Raw genomic sequence first — 26,693 nt, 5'->3', positions numbered from 1 at the left:
GGGGGGCGACAGCGCTCGCGCTGCCGGGCGCGTGCGGTGTCGCTGGGGGCGAGCCTCGGCCTGGCGGACGGTTTGCGCCTGTGGGCGGCCGCAGGGTGTCCGCGTGGCCGAGGCTCGGGCGGGAGGCGCGTGGCGGGGCTGGGACGGGCCTCCCGGCCGGCGTGGGGTTCGCGGTGGGCGACTGCGCTCGCGTGGCTCGCTGCGTGCGGTGTCGCTGGGGCCGAGCCTCGGCTAGGCGGGCAGTTCGCGCCTGCCAGGCGGCGCAAGTTGTCCGCACAGGCGAGCCTCGGCGCCCGCCCGCACGCCCGCGAGCGGCGCGGCCCAGCGCCCCTCAGGCCGCGCGGGAGCGGGACAGCGGCGCGGCCGCGACCTCGGTCGGCTCGGCGGACGCAGCCTCGCGGCGGATCGCGATGACCGTCACGTCGTCGTCGTGCGGCACCTCGGCCGCCCGCTCGGCCAGGGCCGCGACGATCGCCGCCGGCGTCCGGTCGGCACGCGCCAGCTCGGCGACCGAGTCCACCGCGTCGTCGCGCCCGCCGAACAGGTCGAGCACGCCGTCGCTGAACGAGATGAGCAGGTCGCCCGGCTCGAGGGTGCCGGTGGTGGTCGCCCACTCGTCGCGGAGGCCCATCCCGAGCGGCAGGTCGACGGAGCGCAGGCGCTCCACCCCTCCGGCAGCACGGAGGATGAAGCTCAGTCCGTGCCCGGCGTCGGCCCACTGCAGCCCGCCGTCGTCGTCGATGCGCGCGTGGAACAGCGTGGTGAAGGTGACGTCGGTGCCGGCACCCTCGGCGGCGAGGCCGTCGGAGGCGCGGCGCAGGGCCTCGGAGGCGTCGTCGACCGTGCGGGCGCTGCGGATCGTGGCGCGGACGGCGGCGGCGATGAGTCCGGCGCCGACGCCCTTGCCCATCACGTCGCCGAGTCCGACGGCGATGCCGTTCTCGGTGCGGTACCAGTCGAAGAAATCGCCGCCGACGCTCTTCGCCGGCATGCAGGTGCCGGCGACGGTGACGCTCTCGCCCAGGCCGTCGCTCGAGGTGGGCAGCAGGGAGCGCTGCACGGCGGCGGCGCGCTCGATCTCGGCGCGGACGCGGACCTCGCGGGCCTCGGCGGAGCGGACGGAACGGCGGGCGCGGCGGGAGAGCTCGTGAACGATGACGGCGACCGTGCCGAACACGACGACGGTGATGCCGAGGCGCACCAGCTCACTGGCGCGGATCACGGAGCCCGGCTGCAGCAGGTACGGCGCCAGGATCACGATCGTGACGCCGAGGATCGAGTACAGGATCGTGCGTCGGCCGTCGAGCGACGCCCACCACACCACCGGCAGGACCACGAGCGAGGTGAACACGGACGCCCCGGCGCCGGTGCCCGTCCGGAACAAGGCGAGGGACACGAAGTCGACGGCCAGCAGGATCGGCACGAGCGGGACCACGCGCGGGAAGTGTGCAGCGAACGCGGCGAGCAGGGTCGCGACGCCGACGGTGACCAGGCTGGCGAGGAACATCGTCAGGTCGCTGATCTCGAGCGTCGGCAGCGTCACCGTCAGCAGCGCGCCGAGGGCCAGCAGGCCGCTGATCGGAGCCTGCCGGACGAGGGGGTTGTCGATGACGCTGGTTGGGCGAGACATGCTCAGCCGAGGCTACTGGACAACGGGGTGGACCGACGGGGTGTCGACCCGAAGAGGGGCCACGCCGGACGACAGGTGTCGGGCGGTGCGGACGGCGGGACTCCCGTTCCCGGGTGCCCCGCCGTCGTCTGCACCGTGGTGCCGTGCCGCGGACCTACTCGGCCCGACGGTGGCGTCGTCGGCGCTGTGTCAGCAGCAGCCCGCCGGCGGTGAGGAGCACCAGGGCGAGGACACCGAGGGGCACGACGTTCGCACCCGTCCAGGCGAGGGCGCCGTCGCCGGCGGGGGACGAGCCTCCCGGCTGGGTGCCCGCACCGCCGGAACCCGGGCCGGCACCGGCGCCGTCACCCGGCGCGGGAGCAGGCGGGCCCGGTGCGGGAGCAGGCGAGCCCGGCACAGGAGCAGGCGAACCCGGCGCGGGCGACGGCGATGCCGTCGGCGGAGCGGTCGCCGCCGCCGTCACCGTGAACCCGACCCGCGCCAGCACCACGCCGCCCACCGAGGCGGACACCGTCACCCGGCCGGAGGCCGTGGCCGGCACCGCCAGGTCGCTGCGGAACGTGCCGTCGGCACCGGTGCGGACGGTGACCTGGCCACCGAGCGCCGGCGTCGTCGACAGTGTGACCGTCGCCTCCGCCGGGAACCCGGAGCCGGTCACCGTCTGCGTGTCACCGGCGGTGACCGTCGGCGCGGCGACCTGGAGGCTCGGCACCGCAGCAGCGACCCTCGAGTACCGCACGATGGTCCGGTCCGTCACCGAGCGCTCGGCGACCGGCACCGTGATGGTGCGGCTGTCGGCGTCGTACGTCCAGTCGGACGCGGCGACGGGAGCCCCGTCGACCGTGACGGAGACGGGGCGGTCGGCGTCGGTGAACGTCGCCGTCCACGAGCGGTCGCGCACCTGGCCGGTGAACGAGCCGTCGGCCGGGGCGATGTCGAGCGTGCCGCCGTCGGCCTGCTGGGTGAACCGCATCGTGGTCGACGCGGAGTTGCCCGCGACGCGAGCAGAGGAGGCCGCCGCGGTCGGCTGACCCTCGCCCGAGTCCTCGTGCAGGGCGAAGGTGCCGTCCGCGCCGGTCGCGACCGTCACCGTGACCGCGTCGAGCGGTGCGGCGTCGTTCGCGACGTGGTGCGAGCGGGTCGGGACGATGCCGCCGCTGCGGACGAACACCGGCATGGTGGTCAGGTCGGTCGTGACGTCGGCCGTCGTGCCGCCCTGGTAGGTCGTGCCGGTGAACCAGTCGGTCCACGAGTCGCCGGCCGGGAACCAGACCGAACGCGTGGCCTTCCCGGTGTCGTCGTTCGCGGTGGTGACGGGCGCGACCAACACGTCCTTGCCGTAGAGGTACTCGGAGCCGGCCTGGGCATAGGACTCCTGCGCCTCCGGGTACTGCAGGTAGAGCGGCTGCAGCATCGGGGTGCCGGTCGCCGAGGCGTCGGCGGCCAGGGTGTACGTCAGGGGGAGCAGGTCCTCGCGGAGGTTGAGGAACTGCTTCGCCGACGCGTTCGCCTCGGCCGGGTACTGCCAGGGCAGCCGGTCGCTGTGGTTGCTGTGCAGGCGGTCGATCGGCTGGAACGCGCCGAACTGCACCCACCGGGCGTACATGTCGGCCGGCAGCTGGGTCGTGCCCGGCTCCTTGCCCGCGATGCCGTACTGCGCACCGTTGTGCCCGCCGATGTCGTGGCTGATCGCGGACAGGCCGGTCGCTGCCGACTCACCGGGGGTGTAGCCGACCTGGGCGGCGAGCTCGTCCCACGAGGACGTGGTGTCCCCGGTGAAGTGCACGGTGGTGCGCTTGTCGGCCCAGGGTCCGGTCGGCACGGCCTGCGGGTTGCCGTAGCCGCCCGCGGTCAGCGAGCCGTAGGCGCGGGAGAACGCCAGACCGCGGCCCTTGAGCTGCTCGTCGGTGTACTTCGCGTACTGCTGGTTGATGAACGCGTCCGGCGTCACCCCGTTGGCGGAGTACTTCGAGTTCTCACTGCAGCACCAGTCGAGCCACCACATGTCGACGCCCTCCGGCTGCAGCGAGGTGTGCAGGTCGAAGTAGGCCTTGAGTTGGTCGGGGTCCGACCAGTCGAACAGGTAGCGGTCGCCGTCGCCCTGGGTGAGCTTGCCCTTCGCGGTCGCTTGCGCTGCCGCGAACTCCGGGTCCTTGCTGGAGATCGACGGGTGGATGTTGAGGGTGTTGTGGATGCCCTCGGCGTGCCAGTCGGCGAGCAGGCTCGTCATGTCCGTGATCCGGGCCGGGTCGACCGACCAGCCGTCCCACTTGCTGTCGCCCTCGTTGGTGGGGCTGCCGGTCTTGTAGTCGGTGTCGATCGCCATGACGTCGACGGGGACGCCCTCGTCCTGGAAGCGCTTCGCGATGTCCAGGTAGTCCTGCTGCGACCGGTCGTAGTACTCGGAGTACCAGACGCCGTACGCCCACTGCGGCAGGAGCTTCGACGGCCCGGTCAGGGTCGCCAGGTCCTTCAGCGCGGTCGTGTACTCGGTGCCGTACCCGAAGACGTAGCCGTCCTGGTAGCCCTCGCCACCGTGGTCGCCGCGGGGCGTGGTCTGCTCGGTCGCCGGGTCGTACAGTGCCGAAGCGGTGTCGTCGAGCAGCGACCAGCCGTCCTGGTAGAGCAGGCCGGGGTTCGTCTTCGCGGCACCGTTGGCGGTGTCGAGGTCACGCCGGTAGCCACCGAGCGGAGCGTGCGCGGCGAGGACGGGCGACGCGGTGTCGACGACCGCGATCGTGTCGAAGTTCACGTTGCAGTTGGCCGCCACGGTCGGACAGCCGATCGCGATGTCGTTCGCGCCGGCCGCCAGGTGTACGGGGACCGTCACGGTGTTCCAGTAGTCCCAGCCGCTGGTGCGGGGGAGCTCACCGGTCGTGGCGGTCTGGCCGACGGGAGCAGCGGTCAGCGTGGGCGTGCCGGCCGACCCGTTGGCGTACCGGACCTGCAGCGCGTAGTCGCCCGCGGCCGGGACCCCGGTGACGTGCGCGGTCATCTGGGCGCCGGCGCGCTCGAACCCGGCGACGAAGCCGTCGCCGGCGAAGCCGTTGTGGTTCGTCGCCACGGTCGCGGGGTCGCTGCGTGCGGCGTCCTCGGCCTGGCAGACGACGCCGAAGGCGCAGTCCTGGCCGGCGGACGCTGCGGTCGGCGCCGGGTAGGCCGCACCCGAGGGGACGATCGCCAGGCTGTCGACGTTCACCCGACCAGAATCGGCGTCACCACGGACGACCTTGACGGTGTGCGGACCGGCGGTCAGGTCGAGGGCTGCGGTGGTCTGCTTCCACTCGTCCCAGTTCGCGCCGGCCGGCAGGCTGAGGGTGACCGGGGCGCGGTCGTCGACGACGATGCTCAGCGTGCGGGTCTCGACCTTGCCGTCGCCGCCCTGGTTGTTGGCGTACCGCATGGCCAGGTCGTACGACCCGGCCATCGCGACGTCGGTGCGGAACGTCATGGAGTTGCCGACGTTCTCGAACCCGGCGGCGAAGCCAGCGCCCGTGTACCCCTTGTGGTCCGTCGCGTTCGCCAGGCCCTGCAGCGCGAGTGCCTCGCCCTCGCAGAGCGTGCCGATCGCACACGAGGGCGTCCGTGCCGTGACCCAGGGGGACCCGGTGACGGCCTGGCCCGCGGAGGTCTCCAGCGTCACCCGGAGGTTGTCCTGGCTGAAGTCGCCGGTGCCCTGCCGGTACTGCACGGTCATCGACCCGGTGTCGAGCGTCAACCAGCCGTCCTGCACGGTCTTGGTGAACGGCGTCGGGGCGAAGTCGTCACGCCCGACCACGTTGAACGTGCCCTGGTCGGTGAACTGCCCGTCGCCCGCGTACTCGGTGCGGATCAGGGTGGGTGAGAGCACCTGGAAGCGGGCCTCGCCGGACACCACGGTGCGGGCGTCGGGAGCGGCTGCGGCCGGCAGGGCGGAGATGCCGAGCCCGCCGAGCGCGAGCGCTCCGACGACGGCTGTGGCGAGTGACGGCCCGAGGAAGCGACGGCGCCCCCGGCTCGAGATGAGAGTGGGACGCAAGGGATGGGCTCCTCGTGGACGACGTCGTCCGGTCTGATCGGTGGCGCGGGCGCCCCCTAGGCGCCCGCGTTACAACGTGGGAAACTGTAGGGCCTCATAGCTCCTGCATGGAAGACCGCAAGGAGGATGGGCGCCGTCGACGGCGCTCAGTGGACCAGACGGGAGGCGCGGGTCGGCTCAGCGAGGCCAGGTCGCGACGACCGCCACCGCGTTGAAGAGCACGTGCGCCATGATCGCGCCGCCGATGCGGTTCGTCATCGCGACCAGGGTGCCGGTCAGCGACCCGAGCACGAAGATCGTCAGGAACACCCGGAAGCCCTCGAGCTGCGTCCCGCCGGCACCGAGCAGGACGTGCAGCACCGCGAACAGGAACGCGGTGAGGAACACGGCCAGGAACCGCGTGCGCGGGGTGAGCTCGGCGGCCATCCGGCGCTGGAACAGCCCGCGGAAGAAGACCTCTTCGAGGAACGGACTGACCAGCACGATGCCGATGGCCGACACGATCAGCAGCGTCTCGTCCGGGGTCCCGAGCGTCGGCGCCGGGGTCAGGCCCGTCGAGCCGGTGAACGCCAGGCCGAGGAACACGTCGAACACCCGGCACAGGATCACGATGCCGATCGCGAAGATCGCGTCACCGAGTCCCAGGCGCAGCCGGGCCGCACGGTCCGTGCTCGCCGATCGGCGCAGCACCCAGACGATGCCCGCGACGAGCGGCAGCCAGACGGCGAAGTCGGCCACCAGCACCTGCATGACGGGCGGCTGGATCTTGCCGGCGGTGTTGAACCCCGACGCGACCCGGGCCAGGATCACCGCCACCCCCAGCGCGACCAGCAGGATCACGAGGTCCCGCTGACGGCTGGTGTCGGGCTCGGCGTGGGTCACGTCGGACTCGGTGCTCATGGGCTCACCGTAGAGGACGGGTGGCCCAGAACGGCCGATACAGCCGAGCGTTGCTCGATCATGTGGCACTATTTGAATGCCGTACACCGGGACATCCCCGGGCACTCGTGTTGGGACCACGGGCGAGCGGCGGGATCGTCGGGGAAGGCGGGCCGCGTGGAACTACGCGACTACATCACCGTGCTACGTAAGGGATGGGTCCTCATCCTGGTCTTGGCACTCGTCGGAGTTGCCGCTGCCGCGGGCTTCTCCCTGCTCAAGAAGCCGGTGTACTCCGCTTCGGCGCAGGTCTTCGTCTCGACGGAGACCTCGGGCAGCGCGAGTGACCTGGCTCAGGGGAACACCTTCACCCAGCAGCGTGTCCTGACGTACTCGAACCTGGTGTCGACGCCGATCGTGCTGCTGCCGGTCATCTCGAAGCTCCAGCTCGACATGAACGCCGACCAGCTCGCGACGATGGTGTCCGCGACCGCGCCGACGAGCACGACCCTGATCTCGATCAGCGTGAACGACACCGACCCGGTGCAGGCGGCGAACATCGCGAACGCGACCTCGCAGAGCCTGACCAACGTCGTCGAGGACATCGAGGCCACCGACGCCGACGGCAAGAGCAGCGTCAAGCTCACCCGCGTCAAGCAGGCCGACGTGCCGAGCGTCCCGGTCAGCCCGAACGTCCCCGTCAACGTCGCACTCGGCCTGCTCGTCGGGCTCGCCCTGGGCGTCGGCATCGCCGTGCTCCGCGAGACGCTCGACAACCGCGTCCGCACCGAGCAGGACGTCGAGAAGATCAGCGACAAGCCGGTCGTCGGTGGCATCGCCTTCGACAGCAAGGCCTCGGAACGTCCGTTGATCGTGCAGGTCGACCCGCGCAGCCCGCGTGCTGAGTCGTTCCGCACGCTGCGCACCAACCTGCAGTTCCTGGACATCGGCACCGGCGCCCGCACCTTCGTGATGACGTCGTCCGTGCAGTCCGAGGGCAAGAGCACCACGGTCGCCAACCTGGCGATCGCGCTCGACAGTGCCGGCTTCCGCGTGATCCTCATCGACGCCGACCTGCGCCGTCCCCGCGTCGCCGAGTACATGGACGTCGAGACCAACGCCGGTCTGACCGACGTGCTCATCGGCCGCGCCGAGCTCGAGGACGTCGCCCAGCCCTGGGGCCGCGGCAACCTGGTCGTCCTGCCGGCCGGACAGATCCCGCCGAACCCGTCCGAGCTGCTCGGGTCCCGCGCCATGCAGGACCTCATCGAGCGGCTCGAGGGCGAGTTCGACTACGTCCTGTTCGACGCCCCGCCGCTGCTGCCCGTCACCGACGCCGCGATCCTGGCGAAGAAGGCCTCCGGCGCGATCGTCGCCGTGGCCTCGGGCAAGACGCACAAGGGCCAGTTCGCCGCTGCGGTCTCCGCCCTCGAGAGCGTGGGTGCGCCGATCGCCGGCTTCGTCATCACGATGATGCCGGTCCGCGGCCCGGGTGCGTACGGCTACGGCCGGTACGGCTACGGGTACGGCTACGGCATCGAGGACGAGGACACACCGAAGGTCAAGCCGCCCAAGCGCGGCGGGAAGAAGCTCGGCGCCCTGAGTCGCGCCGAGCGCTGAGACGAGGTCGGGGGACATGGACACTCGCCGGGGGACCCGAAACCTCGGTTCGTCGCTCACGCGGACGACCCTGGTCTGGGTCGCCATCGTGATCGTCGTGCTGGTCGTCATCGACATCGCACTCGTCACGCTCGCCTTGGGACGCACCGCACCGAACTCCGGTGACCCGGCGGGCCCGATCCCGACCTTCTCCAGCTCACCGCGCTCCAGCGAGAGCGCGTCCCCGACGCCGACCGCGGACGCCGCCGGCGCACGTCGCTCGCTCTCCGCGGTCGACGGCCAGGAGGCATGGCGCGCGTCCGGCGGGACGTGCGGCGGTCCGGCGCCCACCCTCGAACACACGACCGACGCCGGTGCGACCTGGAAGCCGGTCGCGCTGGGAGCCGACGTCTCGTCGGTGATGGCGATCCGTGCCTCCAGTGCGGACCTGACGATCCTGGCCGGTGTCGGCGACAACTGCGCCCCCACGGTGCGGTCCAGCACCGACGGCGGCGTCACCTGGGGCGCTGGCGGAGCCGGGGCGGCCGGAGCCGGCGTCTCGCCCGCCGGGCTGGTCCTGTCGACCGGGGTCGTCGCCCCGCCCTGCAGCGAACCGGTCGAGGCGTTCCAGGGGAAGCAGACCTCCGTCGTGCTCTGCGACGGCCACTTCGAATGGCGTTCCGGTACCGGCGCCTGGGTGGACGTGCCGCTCACCGGGGTCCGTTCGCTCGCTGACGCCGGCAACGACTACTCGCTCGCACGCGTCGGCGCCGAGACGTGTGCCGGCGTGCAGATCGCGTCGATGCCCGCTGTCGGTGTGACGCCGGCGACGACGCCCACCGCGGTCGGCTGCGACGCGGACGCCGCCACCGACGGTCCGATCGGCCTGGCCCGTTCCGGCGACGACGTGTGGCTGTGGGCCGGCGACACCGTCACGGTCTCGACCGACGGCGGGGCCACATGGTGAGCCGGTGGCGGACATGACCGCGGGCGCGGTTCGCGTCTCCCCGTCGACAGGGTCCACCGAGGAGTGGAGCCGGTCGTTCTCGCGCCGCGTCCTGGTCACCGACCTGCTCGCCCTGTTCTGGGTCGTGTTCGGCGTCCAGATCGCCTGGCTCGGCCTGGACTCCAACCTGGCCACCAACACGGCCGACCTGCGCCTGAGCTACACCGGCATCTCCGTCGTCGTGATCGTCGTCTGGATGACCGCCCTGGCGCTCTACGACACGCGCGGGCACCGGGTCATCGGCGTCGGCAGCACCGAGTACCGCCTGGTCGCTGATGCCAGCGTCCGTGTCTTCGGGTTCCTGGCGATCGTCGCGTTCCTGCTGCACGTCGACCTGGCCCGCGGTTACATCCTCATCGCCTTCCCGGTCGGCATCGTCGTCCTGCTCCTCTCGCGCTGGATGTGGCGCCAGTGGCTGGTGGCGGAGCGCAAGCGTGGCAACTACTCGGCGAAGGTCCTGCTCGTCGGCTCGACCAGCAGTGTGCTGCACCTGGCGCGCGAGCTCGGGCGTTCCCCGGAGGCCGGGTACCGCGTCGTCGGAGCCGCCGTCTCCGCCGGCACCCACGGCACACTGCCCGGCTCGACCGTGCAGAGCTTCGGCGGCTTCGACGACCTGACCGTCGCCCTCGCCACCACCGGAGCCGACACCGTCGTCATCACCAGCGCCGACGACCTGCCCCCGGAGCGCGTCCGACAGCTCAGCTGGTCGCTCGAGCCCGGCCGCCAGCACCTGGTCGTCGCCCCGAGCCTGACCGACATCGGTGGCCCCCGCATCCACACTCGCCCGGTGCAGGGCCTGCCGCTGATCCACGTCGAGACGCCGACCTACACCGGCCGCAAGCTCTACACGAAGCGGGCCTTCGACATGATCGGTTCGACGCTGCTCATCCTGGTCCTGTCGCCCGTCCTGCTCGTCCTGGCCCTGCTGGTGAAGGCCACGTCGACGGGGCCGGTGTTCTTCCGCCAGGAGCGCGTCGGTCTGAACGGCAGCACCTTCCGGATGATCAAGTTCCGGTCCATGGTCGTCGACGCCGAAGCCCGCCTGCAGGAGCTCAGCCAGCTGGACCGGGCCGAGGGCAACGACGTGCTGTTCAAGATGAAGAACGACCCGCGCGTGACCAGGGTCGGGGGCTTCATGCGCCGGTACAGCCTGGACGAGGTGCCACAGTTGTTCAATGTCTTCCTCGGTGACATGTCCCTGGTCGGGCCACGGCCGCCTCTCAGCCGTGAGGTAGAGAGCTATGACCAACACGTGCACCGCCGTTTCCTTGTCAAACCAGGAATGACTGGTTTGTGGCAGGTGAGTGGAAGGTCTGATCTGTCGTGGGAGGACTCGGTCCGTCTTGATCTCTTCTACGTTGAGAACTGGTCGCTGATGGGTGACCTCGTAATCCTCTGGCGGACCGCTCGCGCCGTCGTCGCATCGAAAGGCGCATATTGAAGAACCGAACGTCCCGCCGCCCGCGAGTCGCCATCATCGGCACCCGCGGGTACCCCAGCTTCTACGGAGGCTTCGAGACGGCGGTTCGGCACATCGCTCCCGCCCTCGTTGACGCAGGTTGGGATGTCGTGGTGTACGGGCGTTCAGGCGTCACCTTGGACGAGGCACAAGCGGATACCCGCGTCGAGCGGAGAACCACGAGGGGTATCGAGTCAAAGTCTCTCAGCACTCTGTCGTTCGGGCTGACCGCTGTTCTTGATGCGCTCTTCCACCAGGTGGACGTCGCGCTCGTCATGAACGTCGCAAACGGGTTCTGGCTCCCGCTCCTGCGGGCGCGGGGCATCCCCGTCGCCATCAACGTAGATGGAATCGAATGGGAGCGAGCAAAGTGGGGGCGCCTCGCGAAGCTCGTCTTCTTGTCCGGAGCCCACCTGTCAGCGCGATCGGCGAATGTCCTCATCGCGGACGCGGTCGCGATAGTCGACTACTGGCGTGGGCGATTCGGGAAAACCAGTACGTTCATCCCGTACGGCGCTGAGGAAACCGAGATGCTTCCGGTGCCTCTCGGCCTGGTGCGACGCAAATACGTCCTGGTCGTGGCTCGCTTCGTGCCAGAGAATACGATTGAAGCCTTCTTCGAAGCGGTGCCGATACTTGCGGAGAACCGGGACGTGGTGATCGTGGGATCCAGTGGCTACGGCGGCGACCTGGATCAGAAGGCCCAGGAACTCGCAGATCGGCATGCTCACGTTCGATGGCTCGGACACCTCTCTGATGACGGCCTCCTCTACGCATTATGGCAACACGCTGGTGCGTACTTCCACGGACACAGTGTCGGCGGTACCAACCCCGCACTCGTCCAAGCGATGGCGCTCGGCGCACCGATCGTGGCGCTAGACACTGTCTACAATCGCGAGGTACTCGGGCCGGACCACACCGCTTTCACCTCAGCGGATGGGGATCACATCGCTGCGCGAATCTCCGCATTGCTATCGGATCCCGCCGAGCAGGAGCAGACGAGCGAGCGAGGGATCACTCGCGCACGGCAGCACTATTCGTGGCGGGATGTCAGCGCGCGCTATGAAGCCGTGTTGAGAGCGCTGGTACGGCGAAGTAAGGGGAAAGAGGGTTGACCCCGAATGCGTCCAAGAACAAGCCCAGCAGCCGCCTCCGAGATCTAGGCGCTGCCGCTGTCGGCAATCTGATGGCTCCGCTCGCGTCGTTCGCGAGCGCTCCTATCCTTGCCCAGGCGCTCGGCGTCGCCGAGCGAGGCGAACTCGCGGCCACCACCGCGCCGTTCCTCTTTGCTTCCGTCGCCGCAACCGTCGGTGTCCCAGAAGCGATCACGTACTTCACGGCCCGAAGGAACGGTGGGACACGGCTCGTTTGGCGCAGTGTGCCGGTGCTCGCTCTCGTGTCCGTGCTCGCCGCAATGGTGATCTACTTTGCAGCGCCGTTCATCGCTGCCGGCGATGATCAGCTCGCGCTGCTGATCCAGGCTTCTGGTGTTTCGTTGCTGCCCACCGCGATCTTGGCCGCTCTCCGAGGAGCAGCTGCGGGACACGGGGACTGGGCTGCGGTGCGCAACGAGCGCATCATCGGCGCAGTCGCCCGCCTCGCACCCATCGCTGTGCTGGCGACCCTCGGCATGCTCACGGTGACGAGCGCAACCGTGATCGTCGTTCTTTCCCCTCTGGTGGGGGTACTCGCCTTCGTGCGGCTCAGGAAACACCCGCGGAGCGAAACGACCGCCGCCCAGCGGCAGATTCTTGCCTACGGCTGGCGCGTCTGGATCGGATCGCTGTCGGGCATCCTGCTCTCGAGGCTCGACCAGATCCTGCTCAATCCACTCGCCGGGCCTGAACAGCTGGGTTTGTACGTCGTCGCGGTGAACATCAGCGACGTGACTCTCATCGTGATGACCACAGTCACTTCCATCATGTTCACGTCTGATGCAAGGGATCGAGACGACGCCCTGCTGGCAAAGACCTCGCGTCTGACCTTCTTGGTCATGATCATGGCCTCGGTGGTCATCGGAGTGACGTTGCCGCTGTGGGTAGGGCCGTTCTTCGGCGAAGGCTTCCAGGCATCAATCCCAGCGGCACTCATCATGCTGGCCACCTACGCGCTCACGGCGCCAGGCGTGGTGGCCGGGACGGCACTCGGTGCGCGCGGCCGACCCGGCAGCAGGAGCCTCTCTCTCCTTATCGCAGTCGCTGTCAACTGCATCGCAGTTGTGGCTCTGGCTCCAGTGTTTGGTGCATTTGGTACTGCACTAGCCACGTTGCTGGGGAACGGTACGGCCGCAGCGTTGAATCTGTACTTCTTGCACACGAGACTCGATGTTGACGTGCGCCGTTTTCACTCCGTGCACCCGTCGGAGCTGCGCGATCTTTGGCGTGGTCTCAGGAAGCGATCATCAGCGCGTTGACTCGAGTGCTCGTCGCGTGCGCACCGGTCTCCGCTCCGGTGGCCAAAACCGCGATGGTCCAGTTGACGTGCTCGCTGCGGCGCCCTGTCGCTGAATGCTGAAGCGATGGACTTCTACTCCGCACGGGGTCGTGTAGTCCGGAGATTCGCTGACCCTCGATGATCTGAGCAAGACGAGAGGTCCGGCCGAAGAGCAAGCCAGCCGGTCAGCCTACATACGATTTTGCTTCGTGCTGGCACGTCAGGTTTCAGCGAAGTGGTCGGTACTTCATCGCTGGGGTGAGAGACGCGCGATCGGGAAGTCCGCGCGCGGTCTTCGAATCGATGGCCCGTTTTGTGTCGCGATGCTGATTGAACGTTGCAAGGGTCACCGCGAGTAACGTCCAGGTCAGCGGTTGGAAGAACGCGTTGGAGAAAAATGAACTCGTCAATACTACCAGTAGGAGCGATCCCTCAATGTGTTTGATTCTTGCGACGAGCAAAACAGTGATCAGTGCGAACAGCGGGACGGATAACCAGGCACTGTCGACCCAGAGGCCGAGTGCCCAGTTGCTGGCCACGGAATTAGTCGACTGCGCCGAGTAGAAAATACCAGAAACCCCAACACGCCCACTCGAACTCAAGCCATGTCCGTACCAAGGCGCACTATCAGCCAGGGCGGACAGTGTGCGATTCTGCTCGACCCGCGCCTGTGCTGACACATCGCCCGCTTGTGCGGTCAACGTGCTGCTGAGGCGTGTGACGAGGTCGCGTCTGAGGTCGGGGAGCGCGATCACCGCGGTGACCAACGCGACAAGCGTGAAGAAAAGCGAGCGCAAGCGGCCAGACTGCCCATGTCCCATAATCGGTTCGCTGTGGTTTCGCTGGATGAGCCAGACAGCAACAGCGACTGCGGCGGCCACACCGAAGCCGAGCCAAGCAGCGCGAGCGAATGCAAGCACGAGTGCGGAAAGGTTGATCAAGATGACGAGGATTCGGATCTTCGCAGGCAGAGGCAGCCGCCAAGCAAGAAGCACTCCCACCCCCGCATACATTCCGAGCCAGTCGGGTTCAGGATAGAACCCAGTCGGGCGCCCGAGAGCGGAAACTTCTACATGCCACAAATCCGTCGGAACAATGTGCGCCACTTGCAAGAGACCGAGCAAAGCCGATGCGGTCGTTGCTGTCAACAGCCCGAGGAAGAGGGGGCGGTGCGTGTCTGCCCGCCAAGCGCCGACTATGCAAGCGGCGCAGAGCGTGAAGCTCATGAGTTGGAGTGCCAAGTTCGGGTTGACCACCAGGTCGCCGAAGAAAACTGTCAGCGCGACTGGTGCGCAGGCAAGCGGAAGCGCAAATACCGACCATCGAAGATCAACTTCTCGTCTACCGGCGCGCGCTAGAAACCACGCGATGACGATCGGGGTGAAGACATGGATGTTCGCGAGTTGTACTGCGAATAAGCCGGTTGAGATTCCGACGACGAACGGGACAACAAAATTTCGTGCTCGTGACGACGCAGCCGAGGACACGAAAGTCACCACGAACAGCAAGGCAAGGACTGAGAATTCGATCAATGGGCTCATGTCTCTGGTCCGATCCGGTAACTGTTCACTCGCGCCCAAGCGAGTCCAATGAAGCGCTCGGCCCTACGATTCATTTTGCTGGTCGAGGCATGGCAGGTGAGTACCGCGGCCCTGGAGCCGTCGGCGAGCTCAGATCCCGATCCTAGGCGAACCAGCGTGGTTCCCGCTGTTCGTACAGTCTTGACGTGCAACCTAGTTGTCGCCTTCGTGCGCGCGTTTCTCAGTGTCGTCGACTGGTGGGTCCTCTGGGTGGCACGGAGCGGACTCCATCGAAGTACCCTCGCAGAGCTGCTAGTGACTTTGGGACCCGTTGGGATAGTTCGCGGCGGACCGGCCGCAAGGCGAACTTGATCAGCTGGATCAAGACCCGGGGCCGAGCCAGCGCCGACCAGCCATTGCGCTGGCGCATGATCATGATTCGGTTGCGTGCGGAGTAGTAGTAGAAGGCCTCGCTCTGACCTGAGCCCTGACCGGTGCCGCCCACCGCGTGCCAGACAGGATCAACAGGGCCGAGGACTGTCATTCGAAGGCGTGCATCTTGCGCCCGGAGTGACAGCTCGGCATCTTCCCAATAAAGGAAGAGGTCGTCTCGGAAACCACCCAGCTGAATCCAAGCGTCACGCGTGAAGACGGGTGCTGCTCCGCACATGAAAGAGGTCGAACGAGTTAGTGGGGGCTCCGTGCGATCGTACGGTGAGAGGTAGTCGTCATGGACTACATCACCCGTTTGCTGGTTGACAGCTCCGCCAGCAAACCAGATCTGAAGGGCATGATGCTCTCCTGAGACGATCACTGGACTCAGGATGTCGTCGAGGCCAAGAGAAAGCCGATCAATGAGTGCAATCGGTGTTTCCGCAGGGAATGTCATGTCTGGGTTCACGAGCCAGACCGGATGATCGGGCTCATCACGGAGGGCCAGGCGAATTCCGTCGTTCGCAGCAGCCCCGAATCCCAGGTTGTCGGGCTCGATGATGACTTTGTGGGTCACGGGAAGAGGGAGGGAAGTGAGCCGATCGGCTTCCAGCGGGTCACGTGAGTTGTCAACGAGAACGACCTGACTGCACCACGATGCGTCGACGCTGGCAAGGCATCGTTGGATGTACTCAAAGCTATGAAAGTTGACAATGACGAGACTAAGTTTCAACGCGGCCCTCCCGCTCGGAGCCGGTCCAATGCATCGAGTATTCGTTCGCCAAAGGCCTCTTTGCTGTGGTGCGCTTTCCAGTACTGATGCACCTCGGTCGCCCGCCCACGGAATATCATACCGACGCTGACAAGCTGGGGAAGAGCATCGGACTTCGCCCGAATCACGTGCACGTCGTCGAAGTACTCGTCCATTCCCGCGACCCACGTGGCTACGACGGGCTTGCCGCGCTGGAGCGCCTCAACAAGAACCATGTGGCCCGCAGCTCGCCCGTTGTCTGCGAGCGGAAGGTAGACGACATCACTGTCGGCGATGAGTTCGCTGAAGCTCGCAGGTGTAACCGAACTCAGTCGGACTACCTGGCCGTCGTCGCTCGCCTCGTGGTCACCCGTCGCAATGACCAGCCGTACGGCAGAATGGCTTGCTCGCACCTCCCGCGCGAGGGCTTCGATCGCGTTCGGGTCGCGGTCGGAGGATCCGCCTATGAAGACGGTCACGCTGGTGGGCGTCGCCGCTCCGGCGGTTTGAGGCTCCACAGTCTCGTTGAGCTCGGGGAAGGTTGAGCCGTATCGAACTGCGGCAGCCCGCCCACCGGCGGTCTGCCACCGTTCCGCTTCGTGTTCAGAAAGCGTGACGACCGGGCGATTACCGATCGCGGCACGGAGTAATTTCCAGCTCCGGCTACCCTCCTTCGCATACAAGCCGACGGTAGAGACATCCCGAAAACCGACTAACCGCGCTGCCACAGTCGTCCACGGGTTCATCGCGATGAGGGGTCGCCTTGCCAGGAAGCGGGCCCGGAGAGCCACTCGAAATGCGTCGAGGCCAAGACCAAGAGCCCGCGAGCCAAACCGCCGGCCCGAAGGTGCCGGTCGAACGAGCCGGACTACCCGACCGATACGGGGGTCATGATTCCATCGTTCACCAGTGTCGATTGGAGCCGGGCCAAGATCGAGTACGTCCCACTTCATGAACGCCCCCAGGTCTGCCAAGACTCCAGTGCGCGTCCCGCCACCTCGCGGCGGACCCGCTCCAGCGTTGTCTGTTCGCTCGTTACGGCAGCTTTGACGCGATCTGCCCAGTCTGAGAGGTCCGGCGTCTCGACGAGGTACGGGTAGCTTGCGCCTGTCATCGGTTCAAGCTCCAGTCTGCGGCCTACGACTGGCACGGCCATCTCAAGCGACCGCGCAGCGATACCACTTTGGTAGTAGCGCCGGTAGGGGATCAGGACCGCTGAACTCGTCGCGATGAGTGAGTCGAGTTCGTCTTCGGACACGAACTCGTCCCGAACATTCCAGCCACGGACTGACGGCCATCCGCGGCCGACTATCTCGAGTGTCGCCTCCGGCAAGAGCTCCGCCAGCGCCGTGAGCAAGTTGAGGTCCCGGTCAGGCTTCCACTGCCCGAGAACTCGGACGATCGGAGTGCCAGACACTCTTCGGGGAATTGCGGACGCGATGATCGGATGCGGCACGACATCTGCCCGTACGCCTTTGGCTCGCAGCTCCTTCTGCGCCAGCACGCTGTGTACGAGAAGCGTTCCCGAGTCTGCGACGCGTTTTGCCAGCCATGTGGCGATTGGCCCGTAACCAACTGCACGGACCAGCGGACGCGGATCGTGCATGATGACAGCACCTCGGCGATCGCCTGTCAGTAGTGGGACAAGCAGTCGATCGATGTGCCCCAGGACGGGCCAGGTCACGAGCACGCGGGCGTTACTGCCGCGCACCGACAGGAGCGCGGCGACGTAATCTCGGAGCCACTTGACCCGAGAACCGCCCGATATCGACGGTTCGTAGAGCGTGAGTGCTCTCACCTGCAGCTCAGAACTCTGAAGCGTCTGAAGTAGCTGCCTCGTGTAGTGATGCAGTGCACCTCCGAGCGGATTGATCAGCACGACGTCGTGGACGGTATCGGCTGACACAGGTCGGCGAGGAGCCCCCACGGCGTCCCTTTCCACTTCAGTTTGAGATCTTGGTTCGACGGCTCTGAGCCATGACGACACAATGAATCACGCCCGACCAGCTTCCCCATACTAGTCGGCGCACGCTTCATCCCGGATAGGGCTACGCGGAGGCCTGCACGGCTGGTTCGACTAGCCGTGCAACCACTTGTCGGCGGCGACCCGTCCGTCCTCCCGCGGTAGCGAGGATCGCACGGTCTCGCGGGGAATCGGGTTCGCGAGCGCGGAGAGGATTGCTTTCGGCAGGCTGTCCGTCAGATTCTCAAGCGAGAGGACATGGTGTCCGTTCTGAGCCAGCCAATCCGCAAGCCCGGTCTCGTTGGTGACCACGAGTGTCAACCCTTGCCTCAGGGACTCTCGCAGCTGCAGACCGACCTGCTCTCGCCAACGACCGTCTCTCACGCTTGGCGCGATGAGTACGTCAGCCGACCTGTAGTGGTCGGCTAGCTCGGCGTGCGGGACCTGACCGAGGTAACGTCGAGTTGAGGGTTTCGCGTCCACCCAACGGGCCACTTCGTCGGCGAGAGGTCCACTGCCGATGATCGTGATCCTCGCATCTGGCCTGATGCGTTCGACGTCCGCCCAGGCCTGCATCAGCGGCCGCACACCCTTGCGACGCTCGAGGCCGCCGACGAATAGCGCCTGACCGTTGTTGTGATTCCCCGGCTGGTCGTCTTGCGCGGACGTAGGGCGGGCGGGAAGCTCTGTGATCACGAGCGACTCCTTGATTTGCAGCGTCCCCATGCTTTCGTAGGACCGTTGCGCGGCGGGAGTGCCGAATGCGACCCGGTCCACGAGTAAGCTCTCGACCAGCCCAAGGATGCGGACGAACGTGCGACGGAGCGGAGCGGGAACTGGCGAGTCCCCGAACAAAGCGCGGTCAGGCTCATTGTTCTCGAGCGCGTAAAAGACAGTGCGAACCGGTCTACCTGACGTCAGCCGTGCGATCCGAGCGGCGACCATCAAGGTCAGGCCGGTCGGGAGGAACCTGGCCCAGAGCGGCTCCGGAATCTCGATTGTGTGCGCCCGCGTAGCAAAGATTCGTCGCACCGCTGAGAGCGGCGTCACGCGTACGCACCAGGTCGGGAGTTCGTTCTCCGGGGGAAGATCGCTGTGGGCGATGAAGTACCAGATCTCCGCCGGCCCCATCGAGGGCATGAGCGCTACGTCGGCCCCCCGGAGGTGGACGTGGATTCGGATGGACTTCGAGTGGTCGCGGTTCGGGGCCGTCATGGATGAACACTCCTGGTCTCTTCTGGCGGTCACGTACGCTGAGTCTCGCATGGGCGATCGATCCTCCATGGATGCCCGTGTGGAAAGGGGCCCAGTGCGGACCTTCGCATGCATCGTGACGTACGAACCGGACCTCGGGATCCTTGCTGAGAACCTTCGAGCAGTGGCTCGGCAGGTGGACGCGGTCATCGTGGTCGACAACGGGTCGGCGAACGCGTCCACCTTCGCCGACGACCTCCCCGAAGAAGTGGTCCTCAGCCGTCTCCCTGTGAACAGGGGACTGTCCGTTGCGATGAACATCGCGGTGCAGAGCGCAGAGTCGCAGCACGCGGAGCTCGTGCTGATGCTGGACCAGGACTCGGTGTCCGTGCCGGGACTCGTAGCAACGCTCCGGGCAAACCTTGACGAGAACGAGGATTTGGCCATGGTCGGGCCACGCATCGATGATCGGAACCTCGGGTCCGATGTGGCCCACGACGGGAGGGGGCTCGAGCGGGTGAACGCGTGCATCACGTCCGGTTCCCTCATTCGTGTCGACGACTGGAGGCGTATCGGCGGCTGGGACGAGGCACTCTTCATCGACTACGTGGACTTCGACTTCTGCCTCCGTGTCCGGTCGAGTGGGCGGGCGATCGGCATCGACCACCGGACTGCGCTGCATCACTCGATCGGGGATGCGCGACGTCAGAGCCGTGCGACCGCGTGGGGTCACAGCGCACAACGACTCGAGCGAATGGCCAAGGACGTCCTGTACTACGCGCGGAAGCATCGGCGAAGCCCGATGGACCTTCAGGTGGTCCCGAACCGAAGATCAAGAGCGCTCGCAGTCCTCGCTTGGAAGGCACTGGTCATCGCCGTGCACGAGGACGCCAAGTACGCGAAGATACGAGCCCTTCTTCGGGGCAGCATCCAAGGCCTCCGCTCGTCTGTCGACTGACGCCCGCGCGTTGGGGCCCCGGCACCTTCGGCGTCAGATGCGCACAGGTCTGCCGACACCGACAGCCGAACCCTAGGATTGGCGCATGTCCGACCTTCCCGAGTCGCGGCGAATCCCAACACGACGGACCCACAGGCGCCGGACAGTGTTGTGGGTCGTCCTGGCCTTCGTCATGTTGCTCATCCTCGCCGTGGCATGGGTCGGCATCCGAGGACTGATGGCGAAGCGAGACCTCGAACAGTCGGTTGAACTCGTCGGCACGCTTCGCTCGCAGCTCGTCGCTAGTGATACCAAGGCCGCGCAGAAGACAGCTCGGGCTCTCGGTGATCATGCGTCCTCGGCGCGGTCACTCACCGGCGACCCCGTGTGGAGCGCGTTCCAGCATGTTCCCTTCTTTGGCACCAATCTGCGCGCAGTCCGCGATGTGGCGGTGATTGTGGATGACATCTCGACTGGTGCTGTGAAGCCGGTCGCGAGTGTCATCAACAACGTGAATTTGAACGCTTTCGCACCGAAGAACGGCAAGGTCGATCTCGAGCCGTTGGTACGCGCTCAGCCGGCGGTCGCCAAAGCGACGAATACACTGCAGCAGGCCGATCGCGACGCAGCCCGCATCGACACGTCGTCGACGCTGTCGCCAGTCACCAACGCGGTTGACCGCCTCCGGAATGCGGTGTCGACCGTCTCGCAGCAGGCCGAAGTCGCTAATCGAGCGGTGCAGCTGGCGCCTGCCATGCTCGGGTCCGACGGGGAGCGGAAGTACCTCCTTCTCTTCCAGAACAACGCGGAGCTCCGTGCAGGTGGCGGGATATCCGGTGCTGTTGCTCTGCTGCATGCGCAGGATGGAGCGATCCGGCTCGGTGACCAGGTTTCCGGGTCCTCCTTCGGAGAGTTCGCTGAACCAGTGCTGCCGCTGAGTGACGACACGAAGGCCTTGTACGGCTCCATCACCGGTCAGTACATGCAGGATGTGAACCTGACTCCTCGCTTCGATGTCTCGGCGCAACTCGCTCGCGAGATGTGGAATCGGCGGTTCGGCGAGAAGGTAGACGGGGTCCTGTCGATGGACCCTGTCACGCTGTCGTACTTGCTCCGCGCGACCGGCCCGGTGCAGCTGCCAACTGGTGACACGCTGACGGCCGACAACGCCGCGAAGGTGCTCCTCAGTGACGTCTACGCCAAGTACCAGAACGGCGACCAGCAAGACGCCTTCTTCGCCTCGGCCGCGAGCACCGTGTTCACCAAGATCTCTAGCGGTCAGTTCGATGCGAAGAAATTCATGGCAGCGCTGGCTCAGGGGGCCGATGAGAACCGACTTCGTCTCTGGAGCGGGAAGGACGGCGAAGAGCGGCAGCTCCAGAACACGCCCCTTGCCGGTGATCTCCCGCGTGCCAGCGCGAGCACACGCGAATTCGGCGTGTACCTCAACGACGGCACCGCCGCGAAGATGGACTACTACCTCGACAAGAAGGTCTCGGTCGGCAGTTCGGTGTGCCGGAAGGACGGGCGGCCGACGTCCGTGGTCGAGGTGACGCTCAAGAACACCGCTCCAGCCGATGCCGCGACGAGCCTGCCTCGCTACGTCACCGGCGGTGGGGACTTCGGGACCGAGCCCGGCAAGATCAAGACGCTCGTCGCGGTCTACGCACCGCCCAACGCGATCTACCTCGGCGCGTCGCAGGACGGGAAGGCCGCGGGCCTGCAGACCACGGTCGACGGCGACCACCCGGTTGCGCAGTTGCGCACGCTCCTCGCTCCCGGGCAGAGCACGACGTTCCGTGTGGCGTTCCTCGGCGATGCCAAGTACGCCAAGGCCGGCGTCCAGGCGGAGTCGACACCCGGGGTGCGGCAGTCGAAGGTCGAGCCCCTGCAGTTCGACTGCACGAAGCCAGTTCCGGTCGGCTGAGCAGCCGACGCGCGAAGGCGACCGCGAACTATACGGCTCCCAGAGCGGCACTCCGACGTAATCACGCACGGCGATTCGCCACATAACGTCGCTCCGGAAGACCCCCACTCCGGGGGGATCCAGCTGACCTGAACGGGCACGGAAGTCTTTCCCAGCGGGCGCATATCGGCATCAGCCGCACGCGATACGCCTCCTGACCTGGTGTTTCATCGCCTGAAGGTGCCGTTCTTGCCCCTCGGCGAGGCGAGCGGGCAGCCGAACCTGTGAGCGAATCCAGCCGGAGTTCACGCATTCGTTGCATGAGGGGTGGCAAAAATCTGTGAAACTCCGCTAGATTGAGGGAACTTCGCCAATCGCACTCGCCATCACTGGTCGTGGGGGATTGACATCTGCGGAGGCAGGGCTCTGGTATCAGGGTCTGTCAGATCAGATCACTAGGGGAACTACTTCATGAAGAAGCTCATCGCCGCGGTCGTGCTGGCTGGCGCCGCACTGCTCGCAACTCCGGCCGCCGCCAACGCCGCTGGTTACGCACCCGACTCGAACGTCTCCATCTCGGGCAACTACGTCGCCGGTGGCGTCGTCGTCGTCAACTTCAGCCCGGGCGCGTTCCAGAACAACGAGACCGTCAACGTGCAGATCACCGGTGCCGGTGTCTCCTCCGCGACCCTCGGCGCTCTGCCCGTGACCACCGTCTCGAAGGCGTACACCGCCGCTGCCGACGGTTCCCTCCCCGTCCGCGTCACCCTCCCCGTGGGTGGCTCGGGTTCCTACAACCTGACCGCCACCGGCGCCACCTCCGGTGTCGTCGGCGTCGCGTCCTTCACCCTCGCGCCGGCTGACGCCGCTGCGGTTGCTGCGGGCTCGAACGGCACCAACGGTTCCCTCGCATTCACCGGTTCGACCGTCTCCGCCCTGGCCCTCTGGGTCGCCGGTGGCGCAGTCGTCCTCGGTGGCGGCCTGCTCGTCGTGCGCGGCTCGGTCCGTCGCCAGCGCGAGACCGTCTGAGCTTCAGCTCACTGAACGAAACCCCCGGGGCCGAAAGGCTCCGGGGGTTTCGTCGTTCGCGGGGCGTGGGTCAGGTCACGACGAGCAGGACGGCGACCACGCCGATGACGAGGAGCGGGGCGACCACCCACAGCCACAACGGGAAGGCGGATGGCCGACGGTACGGTCTGCGATTCGGGTTCACGTGCTGACCGTACGACCCCCGAGCGGTGGACGACGCTGGATCAGAGCCCGCGATGCTGAATACCATCGAGTTTTCGGCTGATCGTCACACGTCGGACACAGAGCCCGGGGCCTTCGGTAGCTCCCACACCTCGGCGTACCGCTCCCTCACCAGCGGCCAGACCTGCTCCACCGCGTCCTCGACCGAGCGCACTGAGTCGCTCAGCGGTGGGGTGAGCACGAACTCGTGGGGGATCGGCCGCCCCGAGCGGTCCTGCCGTCCCTCCGGGTCGGGGAACCGCACGGCGAGCATCCCGGTCCGTCGGCGGATCGTGGCCGGCACGTCCCGGACGCCGGCGAAGGCCTCTTCGTAGCGGGCCAGGGGGTCCTGCCCGGGCTGCTCGGTCGCCAGGAAGCGGAAGCCCCAGGTGCGACCGCGGGTGGCCCAGATGAAGCTCATGCGTCGTCTCCTCGGCGGAGCACCCGGTCGTCGACCCCGCGTTCCAGGTCCTCGGCGAAGCGGGCGAGCACCCGGGTGGTGAACTCGCGTTCGGCTTCGGCCTGGTCCTTCACCTTCGCCACCTTCTTGGCGGCGAAGCTGACGGCCTTCGAGCCGAGTCCACCGCCGATCATGCTGACGGCAGCGCCGACCAGGTTCGACTTCACGAACTTCGACGTGCCCAGGAACCCGACGACCGGTCCGACGAACTTCAGCAGCTGCTCGGCGACCTGGGCACCGCGCTGCCGGGTGGAGGCCCACTTCGCGAAGCGCTCGAACGGCAGCATCGCGGTCATCGGCAGCAGCAGGTCGACGCCGGTGCGGGTGGTGACGTCGATCGCGCCGGGCGTGAACTTGGCGGAGGACAGCAGCAGGAAGTCCTCGCCGACGTCGAGCGCGTCGGGGTCCTCGACGAAGCTCTGCAGCACGCTCCGCAGTTCGTCGAGCTCCCCGCCGGCCTTGCCGATGACGAGCTCGCGGAACTCCTCGACGTCCAGGTCGGGCAGCAGGTCGGCCTTCGACAGCGCGAGGGTCCAGATGCGGGGGAACCGGGCCAGGCGCTTGCCGTCCTCGAGCACGTCGTCCCGCAGGGCGTAGAGACCGGTGTGGAAGTCGGTGAGCAGGGCCTTGAGGTACCGCTCCTCTTCGCCGGCGTTCTCGGCGAGCAGCTGGCCGTCGACGAGCACGACGGCCACGTCCGCGCTGAGCAGGGACCGGAAGGTCTCGACGCGTCGGGCCTCCTCGTCTGCGGAGCTCGGGTCCTCCTCGAACCACTCGCCGGGGTAGTCGTGCCACACGATGCCCAGGGGCTTCGCCGCCTTCTGCTTCGAGCGGCCCTTCGGCAGGTCCTCCGCCGACGGCTCGATGACGAACCGGTACGACGTGGCGCTGAACCGGTTCGCGCTCGGGACGGTGGAGCTGTCCCGCATCCCCAGGTAGTTGCGGTGCAGGGCCCGGCCCTGTGCGCGGTCCTCGGCGGTGACGGCGTACCGGTTCGCACGCCGGACCTTCGGCTCCTGCGCGGCGCCGTAGAACGACGAGAGCAGGACGGTCTTCCCGCTGCCACTGCCTCCGAAGACGGCGATGTGCTGTTCCATCGTGGTGCTGGTCGAGGCCATGACCCGACCGTAGGCGCGTGCACCTGCGCGCTCCGCCCGCCACCCCGGACCTGAGCAACCACGAAGGATAGGGTCGACAGAAGCTCGACATCGGGTCGGCACGACGGGGGACGCAGATGCAGATCAAGCACGTGACGGGGGCTGCCCTCGGGGCGCTGGTGCTCGCGACGACGATGGCGGGGTGCTCGGCCTCGGCGTCGGTGTACCGCACGGTCAGTCCGGAGAGCTTCGAGTCGACGGTGGTCAAGGCGCTGCAGAAGACGTCCGACGCCACCCCGGAAGTCGACTGCGGCGACGAGCAGATCGCGCTCAAGGACGGCGACCAGGTGCACTGCGACGTCAACGCCAAGGGGTACGACGTGGTCTACGACTCCGTCGTGACGATCAGCGCGAAGAGCACCAAGACCTACAGCGTGCACGTCGAGGTCGACGAGCAACCGAAGTCGTGACCGACGGGCGCGAGCCGGCGGATCCGCCGGCCACGGGCCTCCAGGTCGGCCTGTCGGTCACCGCGCTCGTCGTGACGGGTCTGCTCGGGCTCGTGTTCTCGGTGGTCGACCTGGTGCTGATGCTGTTCGTCGGCGGGATCGACGTCTCGAACGGCCGGACCGACGTGACGGCCAGCCGGATCTCCATGGGGCTGCTGTTGCTCGTCGCGACGGCGTTGTGGTGGACCGGCGTGGTGATGACGACCCGCGCGGTCGGGCGGAAGCGCACCGGGTTCGGCCCGGCGTTCGGTTTCGGACTGGGCAGCCTGCTGCCGCACCTCAGCATCTGGGGCATCGGCAACGGCTCCTGAGGCGGTGGCCCCTGGATGGACGAACGGGTCGGTGGCGTGCGGTCAGGCCCGCCGCCGCGCCGCCGCCCCGAGCAGCACGACCCCGAGCACCGCTCCGAGGACCGCTCCCATCGTGTTCGCAACGACGTCGTCGATGGTCGCGAACCGCGCCGGCAGGAACAGCGCCTGCCCGGTCTCGATCGTGGCGCTGACGAGCAGGCCCGCCCCCGCGCCGGCCCACCACCAGCGGGCCCCGGCGAGCAGGACCACGAGCAGCCCCAGCGGCACGAAGAACGCCACGTTCGCCAGCGACTCGATCATGTCGTAGCCGAACCAGCCGGGCGCCCCGCGTCGTTGCGCGGCGGCGACCAGCCGGATGATCAGGGGGTACGCGCCGGAGTCGACGGGGGTGCCCCAGAAGCCGATGAGGACCACGCCCACCCCGTAGGCGACGGCCAGCGCGCCGGCGACGCGGCGACTGCGGCCGGTCGCGTGGGCACTCGTGCCGCCACGGCGGCGGAGCGCGCGTCCGGAGGCGACCACCCGTCGGACCGCAGCCGACGTCACGTCACGCACGTCGGGCTCCGGTCGGTCGGGGGTCACGGGAGCGACGCTACCGGGGCGGGCCTCCAGAGCGGATCCACCGCTCGGCCGACCACCGGACGGGAGGCCCGCCCCACCCACCTGGATTCCGTCCAGAAAGCGAGTACCCCGGTTTGTCCCCTGTACCCCGGAAACGTGACGTTCCGTCCCGGTTTTCCGGGGTTTGATACCGGAGCGGATCAGGAGAACCCGTGAATCGACGGGGCCGGCTGGTGAGGGAACCGGTGCGCGCCGTAGCGTTGTCCCGCAAGCAGATGTACCCCAGAACGTGAAGGAGCAGGGCCATGACGATCATCAGCCACGACGTGCACCAGGTCGAGGTGACGCTGGACACCGACACGGTGGACACGATCGCCGTCCTCGAGGCCCAGGTGGCCCACACTCCTTCCCGCGCCTCCCTCCTGTGGGCCGAGGTCGAACCCGGCCTCTGGTCCGCCAACTACGGCGGCTACTTCGGTGGCACGGTCGACAAGCGCGACGGGCACTACTTCGTGTCCGACACGTTCGGCCAGTACGTCGGGGACTTCCGCTCGCTGGAGGACGCACAGTCGCGTCTCGCCGAGCGTCTGCACATCGTGCTCCCGTCCGTCATCCGCCCGGTCGACTGACAGGCTCGGACGGACTGATCACGGTCACCCGACCACGAGGGATCGAGCGCAGCAGCGAAGCACCACCCGGAGCCTGACCTCCGGAACAGCATGACCGAGGCCCCGCCGGAACACCGGCGGGGCTTCGACGTTCCTCGGACAATCGGCTCCGCCCGGCACGTCCGGACGG

General features: G+C 67.4%; 22 protein-coding genes. 11 read left to right on the top strand and 11 right to left on the bottom strand.

The window, feature by feature from the left end; translation table 11 throughout:
* Window positions 1-331 precede the first annotated feature (331 nt).
* The 3 genes from QL987_RS09745 to QL987_RS09735 form a co-directional block, all read right to left on the bottom strand.
* A complete protein-coding gene (locus QL987_RS09745; RefSeq protein WP_290157453.1) occupies window positions 332-1,630 on the bottom strand; it encodes a SpoIIE family protein phosphatase in 1,299 nt (432 codons plus the stop codon).
* A 154-nt stretch (window positions 1,631-1,784) separates the two neighbouring features.
* Window positions 1,785-5,648, bottom strand: coding sequence for a TIM-barrel domain-containing protein (locus QL987_RS09740; RefSeq protein WP_290157451.1), 3,864 nt, complete (start codon window positions 5,646-5,648; stop codon window positions 1,785-1,787).
* 177 nt (window positions 5,649-5,825) lie between these two features.
* Complete coding sequence (locus QL987_RS09735) at window positions 5,826-6,548, bottom strand: type II CAAX endopeptidase family protein (RefSeq protein WP_111074850.1); 723 nt, start codon at window positions 6,546-6,548, stop codon at window positions 5,826-5,828.
* A gap of 156 nt (window positions 6,549-6,704) precedes the next feature.
* On the opposite strand from QL987_RS09735, the gene QL987_RS09730 reads away from it, so the two are divergent.
* Genes QL987_RS09730 through QL987_RS09710 form a run of 5 tightly spaced genes read left to right on the top strand, consistent with a single transcriptional unit; the run spans window position 6,705 to window position 13,004 of the window.
* Window positions 6,705-8,147 (top strand): polysaccharide biosynthesis tyrosine autokinase, encoded by a 1,443-nt coding sequence (locus QL987_RS09730; protein WP_111074851.1) that lies wholly within the window; start codon window positions 6,705-6,707, stop codon window positions 8,145-8,147.
* Between the two features lie 16 nt (window positions 8,148-8,163).
* Window positions 8,164-9,093, top strand: a complete 930-nt coding sequence (locus tag QL987_RS09725) for a hypothetical protein (RefSeq protein ID WP_290157448.1) — start codon at window positions 8,164-8,166, stop codon at window positions 9,091-9,093.
* Window positions 9,094-9,106: 13 nt separating this feature from the next.
* Window positions 9,107-10,573: a sugar transferase gene (locus tag QL987_RS09720; protein WP_290157455.1), complete on the top strand. Its 1,467-nt coding sequence runs from the start codon at window positions 9,107-9,109 to the stop codon at window positions 10,571-10,573.
* The gene (locus QL987_RS09715; RefSeq protein ID WP_290157446.1) at window positions 10,570-11,706 is read left to right on the top strand and encodes a glycosyltransferase; all 1,137 of its coding nucleotides are present in this window, start codon (window positions 10,570-10,572) and stop codon (window positions 11,704-11,706) included. The genes QL987_RS09720 and QL987_RS09715 overlap by 4 nt, the downstream gene beginning before the upstream one ends.
* Window positions 11,703-13,004, top strand: coding sequence for an oligosaccharide flippase family protein (locus QL987_RS09710; protein ID WP_290157444.1), 1,302 nt, complete (start codon window positions 11,703-11,705; stop codon window positions 13,002-13,004). Before QL987_RS09715 ends, QL987_RS09710 begins: the two co-directional genes overlap by 4 nt.
* 247 nt (window positions 13,005-13,251) lie before the next feature.
* On the opposite strand, the gene QL987_RS09705 is transcribed toward QL987_RS09710, so the two are convergent.
* The 5 genes from QL987_RS09705 to QL987_RS09685 all read right to left on the bottom strand — a co-directional run bounded on the left by QL987_RS09705 (window position 13,252) and on the right by QL987_RS09685 (window position 18,830).
* The gene (locus tag QL987_RS09705) at window positions 13,252-14,565 is read right to left on the bottom strand and encodes an O-antigen ligase family protein (RefSeq protein WP_290157442.1); all 1,314 of its coding nucleotides are present in this window, start codon (window positions 14,563-14,565) and stop codon (window positions 13,252-13,254) included.
* Window positions 14,566-14,785: 220 nt separating this feature from the next.
* Complete coding sequence (locus QL987_RS09700) at window positions 14,786-15,553, bottom strand: hypothetical protein (RefSeq protein ID WP_290157440.1); 768 nt, start codon at window positions 15,551-15,553, stop codon at window positions 14,786-14,788.
* A 152-nt stretch (window positions 15,554-15,705) separates the two neighbouring features.
* Window positions 15,706-16,410 carry a glycosyltransferase gene (locus tag QL987_RS09695; protein WP_290157438.1) on the bottom strand — a complete coding sequence of 235 codons (705 nt, stop codon included), beginning with the start codon at window positions 16,408-16,410 and terminating at the stop codon, window positions 15,706-15,708.
* Between the two features lie 266 nt (window positions 16,411-16,676).
* Entirely contained in the window at window positions 16,677-17,606 is a 930-nt protein-coding gene (locus QL987_RS09690; RefSeq protein WP_290157436.1) for a hypothetical protein, read from the bottom strand.
* A 198-nt stretch (window positions 17,607-17,804) separates the two neighbouring features.
* Window positions 17,805-18,830 (bottom strand): glycosyltransferase, encoded by a 1,026-nt coding sequence (locus tag QL987_RS09685; RefSeq protein WP_290157435.1) that lies wholly within the window; start codon window positions 18,828-18,830, stop codon window positions 17,805-17,807.
* Between QL987_RS09685 and QL987_RS09680 the strand changes: the two genes are divergently transcribed.
* From QL987_RS09680 to QL987_RS09670, 3 genes are all read left to right on the top strand, one after another.
* Window positions 18,793-19,842, top strand: a complete 1,050-nt coding sequence (locus tag QL987_RS09680; protein WP_290157433.1) for a glycosyltransferase — start codon at window positions 18,793-18,795, stop codon at window positions 19,840-19,842. The genes QL987_RS09685 and QL987_RS09680 overlap by 38 nt on opposite strands.
* A gap of 85 nt (window positions 19,843-19,927) precedes the next feature.
* Window positions 19,928-21,748 (top strand): DUF4012 domain-containing protein, encoded by a 1,821-nt coding sequence (locus QL987_RS09675; protein ID WP_290157431.1) that lies wholly within the window; start codon window positions 19,928-19,930, stop codon window positions 21,746-21,748.
* 450 nt (window positions 21,749-22,198) lie between these two features.
* Window positions 22,199-22,756 (top strand): hypothetical protein, encoded by a 558-nt coding sequence (locus tag QL987_RS09670; protein ID WP_290157430.1) that lies wholly within the window; start codon window positions 22,199-22,201, stop codon window positions 22,754-22,756.
* A 268-nt stretch (window positions 22,757-23,024) separates the two neighbouring features.
* Here the strand turns inward: QL987_RS09670 and QL987_RS09665 are convergent, their stop codons facing one another.
* Together QL987_RS09665 and QL987_RS09660 are read right to left on the bottom strand one after the other, a co-directional pair.
* Complete coding sequence (locus tag QL987_RS09665; protein WP_290157428.1) at window positions 23,025-23,378, bottom strand: hypothetical protein; 354 nt, start codon at window positions 23,376-23,378, stop codon at window positions 23,025-23,027.
* Window positions 23,375-24,535, bottom strand: coding sequence for an ATP/GTP-binding protein (locus QL987_RS09660; protein WP_290157426.1), 1,161 nt, complete (start codon window positions 24,533-24,535; stop codon window positions 23,375-23,377). The genes QL987_RS09665 and QL987_RS09660 overlap by 4 nt, the downstream gene beginning before the upstream one ends.
* Window positions 24,536-24,651: 116 nt before the next feature.
* Between QL987_RS09660 and QL987_RS09655 the strand changes: the two genes are divergently transcribed.
* Window positions 24,652-24,984: a hypothetical protein gene (locus QL987_RS09655; protein WP_290157425.1), complete on the top strand. Its 333-nt coding sequence runs from the start codon at window positions 24,652-24,654 to the stop codon at window positions 24,982-24,984.
* The gene (locus QL987_RS09650) at window positions 24,981-25,334 is read left to right on the top strand and encodes a hypothetical protein (RefSeq protein ID WP_290157423.1); all 354 of its coding nucleotides are present in this window, start codon (window positions 24,981-24,983) and stop codon (window positions 25,332-25,334) included. The genes QL987_RS09655 and QL987_RS09650 overlap by 4 nt, the downstream gene beginning before the upstream one ends.
* 42 nt (window positions 25,335-25,376) lie before the next feature.
* Here QL987_RS09650 and QL987_RS09645 read toward each other — a convergent pair whose 3' ends face one another.
* Window positions 25,377-25,916 (bottom strand): VanZ family protein, encoded by a 540-nt coding sequence (locus QL987_RS09645; RefSeq protein WP_290157421.1) that lies wholly within the window; start codon window positions 25,914-25,916, stop codon window positions 25,377-25,379.
* Window positions 25,917-26,200: 284 nt separating this feature from the next.
* Here QL987_RS09645 and QL987_RS09640 point away from each other — a divergent pair, with 284 nt between their 5' ends.
* The gene (locus tag QL987_RS09640) at window positions 26,201-26,524 is read left to right on the top strand and encodes a hypothetical protein (protein ID WP_290157419.1); all 324 of its coding nucleotides are present in this window, start codon (window positions 26,201-26,203) and stop codon (window positions 26,522-26,524) included.
* Window positions 26,525-26,693 lie beyond the last annotated feature (169 nt).

The organism is Curtobacterium sp. APC 4022, from assembly GCF_030407555.1.
In the GTDB taxonomy this organism is placed as follows: Bacteria; Actinomycetota; Actinomycetes; order Actinomycetales; family Microbacteriaceae; genus Curtobacterium.
The sequence above is the reverse complement of the archived record's forward strand: the minus strand, read 5'-3'. Positions and strand labels throughout refer to the sequence as shown.

Coding starts and splice junctions, on each gene's coding strand:
- QL987_RS09720 (WP_290157455.1), top strand. CDS start 9,107: ATGACCGCGGGCGCGGTTCGCGTCTCCCCGTCGACAGGGTCCACCGAG.
- QL987_RS09665 (WP_290157428.1), bottom strand. CDS start 23,378: ATGAGCTTCATCTGGGCCACCCGCGGTCGCACCTGGGGCTTCCGCTTC.
- QL987_RS09675 (WP_290157431.1), top strand. CDS start 19,928: ATGTCCGACCTTCCCGAGTCGCGGCGAATCCCAACACGACGGACCCAC.
- QL987_RS09685 (WP_290157435.1), bottom strand. CDS start 18,830: ATGCCCTCGATGGGGCCGGCGGAGATCTGGTACTTCATCGCCCACAGC.
- QL987_RS09640 (WP_290157419.1), top strand. CDS start 26,201: ATGACGATCATCAGCCACGACGTGCACCAGGTCGAGGTGACGCTGGAC.
- QL987_RS09705 (WP_290157442.1), bottom strand. CDS start 14,565: ATGAGCCCATTGATCGAATTCTCAGTCCTTGCCTTGCTGTTCGTGGTG.
- QL987_RS09670 (WP_290157430.1), top strand. CDS start 22,199: ATGAAGAAGCTCATCGCCGCGGTCGTGCTGGCTGGCGCCGCACTGCTC.
- QL987_RS09725 (WP_290157448.1), top strand. CDS start 8,164: ATGGACACTCGCCGGGGGACCCGAAACCTCGGTTCGTCGCTCACGCGG.
- QL987_RS09745 (WP_290157453.1), bottom strand. CDS start 1,630: ATGTCTCGCCCAACCAGCGTCATCGACAACCCCCTCGTCCGGCAGGCT.
- QL987_RS09655 (WP_290157425.1), top strand. CDS start 24,652: ATGCAGATCAAGCACGTGACGGGGGCTGCCCTCGGGGCGCTGGTGCTC.
- QL987_RS09660 (WP_290157426.1), bottom strand. CDS start 24,535: ATGGCCTCGACCAGCACCACGATGGAACAGCACATCGCCGTCTTCGGA.
- QL987_RS09680 (WP_290157433.1), top strand. CDS start 18,793: ATGAAGTACCAGATCTCCGCCGGCCCCATCGAGGGCATGAGCGCTACG.
- QL987_RS09735 (WP_111074850.1), bottom strand. CDS start 6,548: ATGAGCACCGAGTCCGACGTGACCCACGCCGAGCCCGACACCAGCCGT.